The organism is Streptomyces sp. BYX5S (genome assembly GCF_054724165.1).
Window position 1 is genome coordinate 5,178,915 of sequence record NZ_CM138829.1, and the last position, 12,233, is coordinate 5,191,147.

Here is a 12,233-nt window from a genome sequence, read left to right on the forward strand (position 1 = left end):
CGTCAGGGGCGTGCCGGAGCGACACGGCCACGCGCCACCGACTCCGCCGGATCGTGCATCGCCCACCGAATCGCCCCCGTGACGAACCGGCCGGACGGCCGGACCGCCCACCGCTCGGCGAAGTCCCAGCGCGGCAGGCGCAGTTGGGCCGACGCCCACGGGGGCAGCAGGGCGACCGCGTTGGACGCCAGCGCGGCGTAGAACGGCAGCGCGGGGGCGGGGAGCGGCGGGCTGAACATCAGGTACCGGACGGTGTCGAGCGCCTGCTCGGTGGCCCGCAGCTCGGGACGGTAGGCCGCGAGGCGGTCCCGCAGCTCGGACACGGACTCCGGCGGCGTGGCCACCCCGAGGGCGTGGGCGATGCGGGCCATCTGCGCGACGTACCGATCGCACTCGCTCGCCGTGAGCCGGTCGGCGGCGAAGCGCTGGTGGGCCCGCAGGAACGAGTCGACCTCGGCGATGTGGACCCACTCCACCAGATGCGGATCGGACGCCCGGTAGGCGACGCCCTCATCGGTGACACCCCGGATGCGGCCGTGCACGGCGTTCACCCGGTCACAGGCCGCTTGCGCCAGGTCAGCGGTTCCGTACGTCGTCGTCGCGAGAAACGTGCTGGTGCGGTGCAGGCGGCCCCAGGGGTCCCCGCGGTAGCCGGAGTGCGCGGCGACCGCGGCCATCGCCGACGGGTGGAGGGTCTGGAGCAGCAGGGCGGACAGTCCGCCGACGAACATGGCACTGTCGGCGTGCACCCGCCGCACGGGGCTGTCCGGCGGGAACCACCGCGGCCCGGGAGTGCCGTGGATCAGTGCGCGGTTACGGGGGCCCTCGGCGCCGGCGACGCGCGCGAACAGCATCGCACCGGCCCGTCGGCGCAGAGGCTCCAGGGCGCGCGGAGGGACGATGGCCATGCGGGCACCTCACGTACGTGTCATGCGTCGGGAACACCGTTCTCGGCATCTGTTGTCCCTTCGCCCTCTGGTGGCTCGGCGGATGCGGCCGTCGGCCTCCGGAGGGCCGAGCGAGACCTGCCGCTCAAAGGTGCGACCGAGCGGCAGGCCTGGCTCGGCGTGCGAACCGCCGCGGAGCGAGAGACCGTGGAGGCATGACTCATCCCCTCGTTCCCCCGAATGAGACTCCTCCGGCGGAGGGCTCCATCGCCGAGGCGCACCGCGAACGGGCCGACGGCGGCATCTGGGAACACCCCGCCGTGTGGGTGGCCCTCGTCGCGGTCGGTGCGCTGCTGGTGGCCGGGTTCTTCGTCGCCCGCATCTGGGGTCTGTAAGAGCGGTACCGCGTGCGCGGCACGGTCACTGGGCCCGCCGCGCACGCGATGCGCCTCGCCGTCGACGTCGACGGTGCGGCTGGAGCGATGAGTTCTCTCCTCCGCGGAAGTCTGTTTCGTGGAAGCCCCCGGCACGCCGGGGTCGGCCGCCAACGCGCTTCTGCGCGCGCGAGGAGGGAACCGCGACCATGAAACTGACGACCGTCACGAACGTCTCCGTCGACGGCGTGATGCAGGGACTCGGCGGACACGAAGAGGACCGGTCCGGCGGCTTCGAGCGCGGCGGCTGGGCGCTGCCCCTGTTCGACGCCGAGGCCGAGGCGTACCTCTGCCAGGTCTACCAGCGCGCCGACGCGTTCCTGTTCGGCCGGCGGACCTACGAGATCTTCGCCGACTCCTGGGGCACCGGCTCCTGGGGCGCGGACGCGGGCGACAATCCGATCTCGTCGGCGTTGAACAAGCAGCCCAAGTACGTCGTTTCGGCCACCCTCACGGAACCGCGGTGGGCCAGCACGACCGTGCTGTCGGGTGACATGGCGACCGCCGTCCGCACGCTCAAGGCCGAGAGGCCGACGGGTGAGCTCCAAGTGCACGGCAGCGGGCGCCTGGTGCGCGAGCTGTTCGACAACCATCTGGTCGACGAGATCATCCTGCTCGTCTATCCGGTGATCGTCGGACAGGGCACGCGCCTGTTCCCCGGCACCGGCCCGGACGCGGCGCTCGACCTGGTGCACTCGCGCACCACCCCGAAGGGCGTGACCATCCAGGTCTACCGCCCGACCGGGCGCCCCCAGTACGCACCGTAGAGGCCCGCAGGGCCCCACTCACCTTCCCACCGCCATCGACTCAAGGAACCCGAGATGACCGCCACTTACACCTTCGACGTCTTCTCCAGCCTCGACGGGTACGGTGCCGCCGGCGGCGACTGGACCGGCTACTGGGGCAAACAGGGGCCCGAACTGCTCGACCACCGCCTCGCTCTGTACGACGCGGAGCAGCGGATGGTCTTCGGGGCCAACACCTACCGCATTTTCGCGGAGATGGTGGCGTCGAGCACGGAGGAGTCCGAGGTACGGGACCCCTGGGTGACGCGGATGCGGAACCTGCCGGCCACGGTGGTGTCGACGACGCTCAAGGACCCGCTCGACTGGCCGGACGCGACGGTCGAGCGCGGCGACGCCGTCGACGTGATCGCCCGCCTCAAGGAGGAGTCGGACGTTCCGCTGCGCTCGCACGGCAGCCTGTCGATGAACCGCGCCCTGCTGGCCGCCGGCCTCGTGGACCGCGTGCAGGTCACGCTCTTCCCCGTCATCACCGGCCGCACCGGCCTGGACCCGGTCTTCGCGGGCGCGGCCGACTTCGACCTGGACCTGATCGAGCAGCGAACGCTCGACCGCCGCATCCAGGAACTGGTCTACCGGCCCACCCTGCACTGATGCTGCCCGGCGGTCGCAGGCCCTAGCCGCGCTCGGGCCACACGGGGCCGTGGTCGGTCCAGGTGACGCCCTTGTTGCGGCAGAGGCAGAAGGGGTGGCCGATGGGGTCGGTGTAGACGCGGAATCCGTAGCCGTCGGGGCCCACGCAGTCGCGCTGGAGGGTCGCGCCGAGAGCCACGACCCGGCGCTCTTCAGCCTCGATGTCGTCGACTTCGAAGTCGAGGTGGAACTGCTTGGGGTGCTCGCTGTCCGGCCACCGCGGGGCGCGGTAGTCCTCCACCTGAATGAAGGCCAGTTCGATGTCACCGAACCGGATACCGGCCCAGTGCTCGTCGCTGCCCTCCTTGACCGGACGCCCCGTCACCTCCGCGTAGAAGGCCGCCAGCTTCATCGTGTCCGGGCAGTCGATGATGAAGTCGGTAAGTCGCAACATTCCGCGATCTTGCCACAGGCTCGCGCGCGGAGGGGGCCGGGGCGCCTGCGCCGTGCCCGGCGGCGCCGTTCCTCAGCGCGGCAACGTGCCCGCCCGCCCCGCCAGTTGCCGCAGAAGCGGGCTACGTCCCCGTTGCGGGACGGTCCACAGCGGATGTCCGCGCAGCCGCCACTGCCGCAACAGGGCGTTGGCCGCGAGCATGCCGCTGGTCGCGGCCCGCTCCATCAGCGCCACCGGCAGCCCCGTACGCACCAGGTCACCCGCGACCATGAGGCGCGAGTGGGGTGTGGTGACCGCGGGGCGGTCCTGGTAACCGGACACCGGGAACAGCGGGCAGTCGTCGCGCCACTCGTGGCGGACGTCGACGATGCGGGCCGAGCGGGTCTCGGGATACACCCGGTGCAACTGGTCGATGAGCCGCTGCTGTTCGCTCGCCCGGTCCGCGTCGTCGGCGACGGCGTAGGCGTGCAGTTCCACCACGGACCCGCCCGTGCGACGGGACCACCGGTGGGCCTCCTGCTCCCAGCGGTCGAGCACGCTGACGTTGTCCAGGCCTTCGTAGCCGCTGGTCCCGAGGAATCCGGCCCGGTCGTGCCCCACCGGCCGGTCCAGCCAGAGCCGGGAGACGAGGAAGGCGGGGGCGGTCCGCAGCCCGGCGATCCGGTCGCGCCAGGGCGCGTCGCCCATCCCGGGGCTGCTGCGCACCACCTGTCGCAGCCCGCCGGTGTCGAGCGCGAGCACGCAGGCGTCGTAGTGCCGGGTCTCGGCTCCGGCGGCGACGGTGAACCCGCCGTCGGACGACGGCTCGATCCGGTCGACCGGCTCCGACAGGCGGATCTCGGCGCCCTGTTTCTCCAGGTAGGCGCTGAGCGGATCCCACAGGGCGGTCGGGAAGGGGTCGTTGGGGACGTCGAACAGGAGGCCTTCGGCGGACCCCAGGAAGTAGATGTGGAACATCAGCACCATCTCGGCCGCCGACAGCAGCCGGGGATCCGCGAAGAAGCTGCGCGAGAACACCTCGAACGCCAGATGGTGGGCGGCCTCGGGGAAGCCGATGGACTGAAGGAAGTCGTGGGCGCTGACGCCGTCCAACTGGTCGTAGACCTCCGGTACCCGCACGTCCATCAGCGGCAGGGCCGCTCGCGCGTTCATCCCGGGGAGGTCCTTGAGGGTGAAGGTGGGGCTGCGCGCGACGAACCCCAGCGCGCTCCACGGCGGGGTCCGCGGGACATTACGGAAGCTGTCGCGCATACCGTCGGCGTGCCACAGCGGATAGTCCGGCAGCGGAGTCAGCCGTTGCAGGTGCGGATCGGTCCTGCGCAGCAGCGACCGCAGGTTGTAGTACTGACGGAAGAAGGCGTGGAAGCCGCGGCTCATGGTGGCGGACGAACCGTCGGCCAGATCCGTGTGCCACCCGGCCAGCCGCCCGCCGAGTGCCGCCTCGCGTTCGAAGAGCGTGACCCGCACGCCGCGTTCGGCGAGCGCGACGGCCGCCGCGAGGCCCGCGATCCCGCCTCCCACGACGGCCGTGGTGGGCGGCGTGCCGGTGGCCCTGGCCGCTCCGGGCGCGGCCGGGAGGTGTACGGCCCGGCGGTCCAGGCCTCCCGGCGGCAGGGTGTGCCGAGGCTTCATCGGTGTGTCCTCTCCCCCGGCGCCTGGCCGACGACGGTGTGGGTGATGCCGGTCTGCCAGCCGGGCAGCGGCAGCACCCGGACCCGGGTGAACCCCGTGCGGGTCAGCCGGTCGGCGAACTGCTCGGCCGTGTCGAACTCGACGACGCTGCGCCACAGATGGCGGTACAGAGCGCCGTCGCCGAGCGCCGTGGTGACGGGTACGAGGCCCGCGCAGACCGCCGACCACAGGGCGCGGTGACGGTGCTTGCCGCTGAGGGTGTACTCGTGCACGGCCAGCCGGCCGCCCGGTTTGAGCGCCGCCGACACCGAGGACAGCACGCGGTCCGGGTCGGCGGTGTTGCGGAAGAGATAGGCGGCGAACACCGCGTCGAAGGGGCCGCCGAGCGCGCCCGGGTCCAGTTCCTCGGCAGGCGCGTGCGTGAAGGTGACCCCGGTGGGCCAGGACTTGGCCGCCGCCCTCTCCAGCATCCCCGCCGACGCGTCCACGGCGGTGATCGAGGCCTCCGGCAGCACGGACAGCAGCGCCGCCGTCGACGCGCCCGTGCCGCAGCCCAGATCGAGCACGCGCAGGCCGCGCCCGCGGGAGTCGAGACCCAGACGGCGCGCCGAGCGCCGCAGGTGCGCGTGGTAGCCGGGGTTGGCCCGCACCAGGGCGTCGTAGCTGCCGGCGGCGTGGTCGAAGGCCGATGCCAGTTCGGCATCGCGCAAGGTGGGCATGGAGCTCCTCTACGAGGACGGGGACCGGGTCCCTTACGAGGACCGGTCGGGACGGGTGGCGGGGGCGGGCCGCCGTGGTCGGGCGGGGAGTTCCACGGCGCTGCGCAGCAGCGGCCCCACCGGGCTGTTCAGGCCGATCGAGAGGTCCTCGGCCAGCGTGGTGGCGCCGTCGAGGAAGCGCAGCAGCCGCTGGGTCGGCACCCGCGAGAACAGCCGCATGAAGAAGGCCGCGCCGTCGACATGGCCCCGGGCCAGTCCGTTCAGCAGGACCGCGTCCATCAGCATGGAGCGTTCCGAGTGCGGGGCCGGTGGCTCGGGATCGCGGCCCGCCAGCAGGGCGTCCGCGATCGCCGCTGTCTGGCGCTGGATGGCGGCGAAGGTGTAGCCCGTGGCGGGGCGGGTGGCGCCGCCGGCCGCGCCGATCCTGAAGACGCCCTGTGCGCTGCGGCGGGTGAAGCGGCCGTCCGTCATGGGGATCACGCCCTCTTCGCGGGCCTCGACGTGGAAGTCGCGCACCCCCAGGACGTCGTGGACGTAGGCGGTGAGGGCGCGGTCGTAGTCGTCGCCCGGCAGCGTGGCCGGGGAGAACTGCGTGTACTCCACCAGAGCCGTGCGGTCACTCGTCGGAAGCACGTAGGTGAAGGCCAGACCGCGCTCGGGCTGCGGCGTGCGGAAGTCCATCAGCTCGACGGACTCCGGGTCGAAGACCGGCCGGTCCGTGCGGACGAACCAGCCGCGGAAATGCTGCAACAGCGTCGTACGGGCCCGGGGCAGACTGCCCAGCGGCCGGGAGTCGAACACCCAGCGCGCCGCTATGCGTTCCTGGCCGCCGTCGGCCGTGCGGACCAGCACGGCGGGCCCGGCACGGCTCGCCTCGACGCTCTCCACCACCCCTTCCGAGCGCACCATCCCCGGCTGCGCCGCGAGACGGCGCTCCACGAGCGCCTCGAAGTCGGGCGAGCGGATCATCTTGTACCGCAGCGAGCCCGTGTTGCCGCCCGCCGTGCGGCCGTCGGTGCCGCTCACCCGCATCCGGTTCCAGGCGGCGGTCACCGCGTCGTCGTAGCGCCCCGGCCCCTGCTCCCAGAAGCACCACGTGCGCGCGGGGGGCCGCAGCGGGCCGGCGGGCGCGTCGATGAGCCGGACGGACAGCGCGTCCGACGCCCCCGGCGTGGTGCACAGGCGCTCCGCCAACGACAGCCCAGCAGCCCCGGCGCCGATGATCACCACGTCCGAGCGCACGTTCACCTCCAGTGTTTGCACAGTCGCATACGGATCACTCTTCCAGCCGCTCCCCCCGTGCGGATGCGCGGTCCGGCCTTCACGCTTCTGCCCACCACCCACAGCCGTCCGAACGCGATGTTGCTCCATTTGCCACGGTCAGGCGCATCCGAACACGCGCAGGGCAAGGAATGCCCTGAACAGCATCTCCCGTCACACGCATCCCTAAGGAGCCGACATGCCCTCCCACGAGGCACCGGCCGCCACCGCTACGGTCGCCCCACCTCACGGAGCGCACCGCGAAGGCGACCTCGCCGCCACGGGCGGCGGTCCCCTGCCGCGCTCGATGCGTGTGCGCCAGATCGACGACGACGTGCCGCTGACCGTGCAGCGCCGCCTGGCCCCGCTCCTCGCGCGGCGCGTCGCGCAGGCCACCGCCGTCGACGCCACGTTCGGCGCCGACGTGGCCGAGCGCGTCGCGCACTTCACCCTGGGCGGCGGGCGGCGCGTCCGCCCGCAGTTCCTGTGGTGGGGGCTGCGCGCCTGCGGGCTGCCGGACGAGCGGCAGATCGAGGCGGCGCTTCAACTGAGCGCGGCGCTGGAGCTGATACAGACGTGCGCCCTGATCCACGACGACATCATGGATCAGGCGCCCACCCGGCGCGGCCGCCCCGCGGTGCACGTGAACTTCGCGGCGCAGTACGCCTCTTCCGTCCGCGCGGAGGACGCCCGTTTCGGCGAGTCGGCGGCGATCCTCGCCGGTGACCTGGCGCTGGCCTGGGCCGACGACGAGGCCGCCGTCCTCGACATCCCGGCGCACCAGATGCGGCGGATCCGCGAGACGTGGGGGCAGATGCGCCTGGAGATGGTGGCCGGGCAGTACCTCGACATCCAGGGCGAGCACACCTCCACGCGGTCCCTCAGCCACGCCATTCGCGCCGCGTGCCTGAAGACCGCCCTGTACACCGTGGAGCGCCCGCTGCAACTGGGAGCCGTCCTCGGCGACGCCGACGAGGCGACCCTGCGGTCGCTGTGCTCGGCGGGGCGCGGCGCCGGCCTGGCCTTCCAGTTGCGCGACGACCTCGACGACGTGTTCACGGACCCCGACCCGCGGGGCAAACCCGCCGCGGGCGACCTCCAGGCCGGCAAGCCGACGTATCTGGTCGCCCTCGCCCACGCCCGTGCCGAACGGGACGGTGACCTGCGCACCCTGCGGGTCATGGACCGCTGCCTGGGGCGGCACGATCTGGGCGCGGACGACCTCGCCGACATCCGGCAGGTCCTGGAGGACACCGGGGCCAGGCGCGTCGTCGAGGACAAGATCCGCCGTCTGGTCGCGCAGAGCATGCGTCACCTCGCCGCGGCCACACTCGATCCCGAGGCCCGTGCCCGACTGCATCTGCTCCTCCAACAGGTGGCCGGCGGCGAAGTCCCCGTGCCTTCCGGCACTTCGACCCGGCCCGGCACCCCGGCCGTCGGCGCACTCCAGGGAGCGGCACAGTGAAGACCGTACGCGGCAGGACGGACCACGTCGTCGTGGTCGGCGCGGGGCTCTCCGGCCTCGCGGCCACGCTCCATCTGCTGGGCGCGGGACGGCGCGTGACGCTCGTCGAGCGCGACGATCGGCCCGGCGGACGCGCGGGACTGCTCACGCGCGGCGGCTACCGGATCGACACCGGCCCCACCGTGATGACGATGCCCGACCTGGCCGACGAGGCGTTCGCCGCGGTCGGTGAGCGGCTGGCCGACCGGGTCGACCTGATCCCTCTGCACCCCGCCTACCGGGCCTCGTTCGCCGACGGCAGCAGCCTCGACGTCCACACCGACGCGCAGGCCATGGAGCAGGCCGTCGAGGACTTCGCCGGCCCTCGGGCCGCCGCGGGGTACGTCGAGCTGCGCCGCTGGCTGCACCGCCTCTACCAGGCGCAGATGAAGCACTTCATCGACACCAACTTCGACTCACCGCTGCAACTGCTCACCCCCGACCTGGCGCGCCTGGCCGCGCTGGGCGGCTTCGGCCGCATGGACTCCCGCATCGCCCGGTTCATCAAGGACGAGCGCCTGCGCCGCGTCTTCTCCTTCCAGGCCCTGTACGCGGGGGTGCCCCCGGCCCGTGCCCTGGCCGCCTACGCGGTCATCGCCTACATGGACACGATCGCCGGCGTGTACTTCCCGCGCGGGGGCATGCACGCGCTGCCGCAGGCCATGGCGGACGCCGCCCGGGACGCCGGCGCCGAACTGCTCTACGGCCGCGACGTGAAGAGCCTCGAACGCTCGGGAAGCCGCGTCACCGCCGTCGTCACCAGCGACGAGCGGATCCCCTGCGACGCCGTCGTCCTCACCCCCGACCTGCCCGTCACCTACCGGCTGCTCGGCCGCACCCCGCGCCGCCCGGCCCCGGTACGGAACGCCCCGTCGGCCGTGATCCTGCACGCGGGGACCGACCGGACCTGGCCGCAACTGGCGCATCACACCATCTCGTTCGGCTCGGCCTGGCACGAGACGTTCGACGAGCTGACCCGCAAGGGGCAGCTGATGAGCGACCCGTCGCTGCTCATCACCCGGCCCACCGCGACCGACCCCACGCTGGCGCCGCCCGGCCGGCACCTGCACTACATCCTGGCGCCCTGCCCGAACACCGACGTCGGCCCCAGCGCGTCCCAGTGGGGCGACCTGGCACCGCGTTACCGCAGCGAGCTCCTCACCGAACTGGAGCGGCGCGGCCTGGACGGCATCGGCGACGCCATCGACGAACAGTGCCTCGTCACGCCCGCCGACTGGCACGCCCAGGAGCACGCCGCGGGCACCCCGTTCTCCGCCGCGCACACCTTCGCGCAGACCGGCCCGTTCCGCCCGCGCAACCTCGTACGCGGAACCGACAACGCGGTCCTCGCAGGCTGCGGAACGACCCCCGGCGTGGGCGTGCCCACCGTGCTGCTGTCCGGCAAGCTCGCCGCCGCCCGCATCACCGGACCGACCCCGCCGGCCACCCGCCGAGCCCGCACCGGGCTCAAGACCCCGAAGGAAGCCGCCTCGTGACCGCCCGCGAACTCGACGCAGCCGGCATCACCGACCCCGCCCTCCGCCACGCCTACACGCACTGCCGCGAGCTCAACGCCCGCCACGGCAAGACGTACTTCCTGGCGACCCGGCTCCTGCCCGCGCGGCACCGCCCCGCGGTCCACGCCCTGTACGGCTTCGCCCGCTGGGCCGACGACATCGTGGACTCCCTCGGCGACCGGAGCACGAACGCTGAACGGAGCGTGGCGCTGGAGGAGCTGGCGACCAGCCTGCGCACCGGCCTGCGCGAGGGTCACAGCGGCGAACCCGTCGTCCAGGCTCTCGCCGACACCGCGCACCGCTACGAGATCGACGCCCGCCACTTCCAGGACTTCATGACGGCGATGCGCGACGACCTGACCGTCACGGACTATCCGACCTATGCGGACCTCAGGGGCTACATGCACGGCTCGGCAGCCGTGATCGGACTGCAGATGCTCCCCGTCCTCGGGACGGTCGTGCCGCGCGCCGAGGCCGAACCGTACGCGGCCGACCTCGGTGTGGCCTTCCAGCTCACCAACTTCCTGCGGGACGTGGGCGAGGACCTCGACCGCGGGCGCGTGTACATTCCCGCCGAACTGCTCGCCGCGCACGGCGTCGACCGCGACCGGCTCCTGTGGAGCCGCGCCACCGGCCGTTCCGATCACCGCGTCACCGACGCGCTGCGGGCCTTCGAGGCGCTCACCCGCGGCGTGTACCGGCAGGCGGTCCCCGGAATCGCCCTGCTGGACCCGGTGTCCCGGCCCTGCATCCGTACCGCCTTCGTCCTCTACTCCGGGATCCTCGACGCCGTCGCCGCGGACGGCTACAACGTCCTGCACCGGCGCGCCGTCGTGCCCCGCCGCCGTCGCGCGGTCGTCGCCCTCGACGGACTGGCCCGCATCATGCATGCTCGGATCCGCCACCGCTCCACCGCCCCGGCCTCCGGACCCGGGCACTCCTGCGCCGGTCGGACGCCCGACACCCTGACCCTGGCCACCTCGGCCCGCGAAGAGGCAGCATGAGCAAGCAACCAGGTACGCCCCGATTCCCGCTGACGCGCCGCAAGAACCCGCAGCCGTGGGAGCGTCAGGAACCGACCTGGCGGCAGGCGCGCCCCGCCGTGATCGAGACGGCGCTGAAGCGCTCCCAGGCCCGCCCGTCGGGCAACTGGTACGTCGTCGGAGCCACCCGCGACGTACCGGCCGACGCGCCCCTGGGACGCACCGTCGCGGGCCGGGAACTCGTCGTCTGGCGGGACGCCGACGGCAACCTGGCCGCCGGCCCCGGCGCCTGCCCCCACCTGGGGGCGCCGCTCAAGGACAGCCCGCTGCGCTGCGGAACGATCGTCTGCCACTGGCACGGACTCTCCCTCGGCGCCCAGGGCGGTCCCGGCTGGCGCACGCTTCCCGTCCACGACGACGGGGTCCTGATGTGGGTCCGCCTCGACGCCGTGGACGGCGAGCAGCCGCTCGACCGGCCGGTGCTGCCCCCGCGCCCGGATCCGGAACGCTCCTTGCAGGCCGTCTACACCGGGTTCGGGCGCTGCGAGCCCGAGGACATCGTCGCGAACCGGCTGGATCCCTGGCACGGCGCCTGGTTCCACCCCTACTCGTTCGTCGACCTCACCGTCACCGAGAGCCCCGAGGGCGACGCCGACGAACCGGACCGGTTCGTCGTCGACGTCTCCTTCAAGCTCACGACCCGGCTCGTCGTTCCCGTCCGCGCCGTCTTCACGGCTCCGGAACCGCGCACCGTCGTCATGCACATCACGGACGGGGAGGGGCGCGACTCCGTCGTCGAGACCCACGCCACCCCCGTCACCCCGCCCGGTCACCCCCGGCCCCGCACGGCCGTGGTCGAGGCGGTGCTCGCCACCTCCGAACGCCCCGGCTTCACCTTCGCGCGCCACGCGTCCTTCCTGCTGCGCCCGTTGATGCGCACGGCGGCCGGGCGTCTGTGGCGCGACGACCTCGCCTACGCGGAACGCCGCTGGACGCAGCGCACCCGACCGAACCTGCCCTACTGACCTCCGTCAAGCCCGGTCGGGGGGCGTCACCCCCGGCCGGAACCAGGAGAACGACTTCGCGCGTCCGGGAGCGTGACATGAACGGTTGTTGATCCAGGAGGAGTTGGCATGCGGCAGTCGGCCCAGGGACGCATCGTCGTACGAGCGGCAGGAGCGTTGTTGGCGGTGGCGTGCGCTGCGGGTTGTTCCGTGAGCGTGGGCTCGAAGGGCGTGAGCAAGGACGAGGTCGCGAAGCAGGCCTCCACAGCGCTCGGCAAGAAGGTCGGCCGCGAGCCCGACGACGTCACCTGCGAGGACGACCTCAAGGCCGAGGTGGGCGCGACCGTGCGCTGTCGACTCACCGACGGCGGGCAGACGTTGGGCATGACGGTCACCGCGAAGTCGGTCGACGGCGACAAGGTCGACATGGACTTCGCGGTCGACGACGCCGCGGGCGGCTGAC

General features: G+C 72.8%; 13 protein-coding genes. 8 read left to right on the top strand and 5 right to left on the bottom strand.

Going from position 1 to position 12,233, the window contains the following annotated elements:
• Positions 1-2 precede the first annotated feature (2 nt).
• On the bottom strand, positions 3-908 hold the full coding sequence (locus ACYBSK_RS23665; RefSeq protein WP_460243229.1) for an oxygenase MpaB family protein: 906 nt from the start codon (positions 906-908) through the stop codon (positions 3-5).
• Positions 909-1,102: 194 nt separating this feature from the next.
• Here ACYBSK_RS23665 and ACYBSK_RS23670 point away from each other — a divergent pair, with 194 nt between their 5' ends.
• The 3 genes from ACYBSK_RS23670 to ACYBSK_RS23680 all read left to right on the top strand — a co-directional run bounded on the left by ACYBSK_RS23670 (position 1,103) and on the right by ACYBSK_RS23680 (position 2,718).
• Entirely contained in the window at positions 1,103-1,282 is a 180-nt protein-coding gene (locus tag ACYBSK_RS23670; protein ID WP_457479235.1) for a DUF6480 family protein, read from the top strand.
• 188 nt (positions 1,283-1,470) lie between these two features.
• On the top strand, positions 1,471-2,088 hold the full coding sequence (locus ACYBSK_RS23675; RefSeq protein ID WP_460243230.1) for a dihydrofolate reductase family protein: 618 nt from the start codon (positions 1,471-1,473) through the stop codon (positions 2,086-2,088).
• 54 nt (positions 2,089-2,142) lie between these two features.
• Positions 2,143-2,718 (top strand): dihydrofolate reductase family protein, encoded by a 576-nt coding sequence (locus tag ACYBSK_RS23680; RefSeq protein WP_460243231.1) that lies wholly within the window; start codon positions 2,143-2,145, stop codon positions 2,716-2,718.
• 22 nt (positions 2,719-2,740) lie between these two features.
• On the opposite strand, the gene ACYBSK_RS23685 is transcribed toward ACYBSK_RS23680, so the two are convergent.
• The 4 genes from ACYBSK_RS23685 to ACYBSK_RS23700 all read right to left on the bottom strand — a co-directional run bounded on the left by ACYBSK_RS23685 (position 2,741) and on the right by ACYBSK_RS23700 (position 6,744).
• Positions 2,741-3,151, bottom strand: a complete 411-nt coding sequence (locus ACYBSK_RS23685) for a VOC family protein (RefSeq protein WP_460243232.1) — start codon at positions 3,149-3,151, stop codon at positions 2,741-2,743.
• A 72-nt stretch (positions 3,152-3,223) separates the two neighbouring features.
• Entirely contained in the window at positions 3,224-4,783 is a 1,560-nt protein-coding gene (locus tag ACYBSK_RS23690; RefSeq protein ID WP_460243234.1) for an FAD-dependent oxidoreductase, read from the bottom strand.
• Positions 4,780-5,502, bottom strand: coding sequence for a methyltransferase domain-containing protein (locus tag ACYBSK_RS23695; RefSeq protein WP_460243235.1), 723 nt, complete (start codon positions 5,500-5,502; stop codon positions 4,780-4,782). Before ACYBSK_RS23695 ends, ACYBSK_RS23690 begins: the two co-directional genes overlap by 4 nt.
• Positions 5,503-5,535: 33 nt before the next feature.
• Positions 5,536-6,744, bottom strand: coding sequence for a lycopene cyclase family protein (locus ACYBSK_RS23700; protein WP_460243236.1), 1,209 nt, complete (start codon positions 6,742-6,744; stop codon positions 5,536-5,538).
• Between the two features lie 217 nt (positions 6,745-6,961).
• On the opposite strand from ACYBSK_RS23700, the gene ACYBSK_RS23705 reads away from it, so the two are divergent.
• The 5 genes from ACYBSK_RS23705 (at position 6,962) to ACYBSK_RS23725 (ending at position 12,232) form a co-directional block, all read left to right on the top strand.
• A complete protein-coding gene (locus ACYBSK_RS23705; protein WP_457479242.1) occupies positions 6,962-8,227 on the top strand; it encodes a polyprenyl synthetase family protein in 1,266 nt (421 codons plus the stop codon).
• Positions 8,224-9,762, top strand: coding sequence for a phytoene desaturase (locus ACYBSK_RS23710; protein WP_460243237.1), 1,539 nt, complete (start codon positions 8,224-8,226; stop codon positions 9,760-9,762). Before ACYBSK_RS23705 ends, ACYBSK_RS23710 begins: the two co-directional genes overlap by 4 nt.
• Entirely contained in the window at positions 9,759-10,787 is a 1,029-nt protein-coding gene (locus tag ACYBSK_RS23715; protein WP_460243238.1) for a phytoene/squalene synthase family protein, read from the top strand. Before ACYBSK_RS23710 ends, ACYBSK_RS23715 begins: the two co-directional genes overlap by 4 nt.
• On the top strand, positions 10,784-11,791 hold the full coding sequence (locus ACYBSK_RS23720; RefSeq protein ID WP_460243239.1) for a DUF5914 domain-containing protein: 1,008 nt from the start codon (positions 10,784-10,786) through the stop codon (positions 11,789-11,791). Before ACYBSK_RS23715 ends, ACYBSK_RS23720 begins: the two co-directional genes overlap by 4 nt.
• Positions 11,792-11,899: 108 nt before the next feature.
• Entirely contained in the window at positions 11,900-12,232 is a 333-nt protein-coding gene (locus ACYBSK_RS23725; protein ID WP_457479246.1) for a DUF4333 domain-containing protein, read from the top strand.
• Position 12,233: the final 1 nt, after the last annotated feature.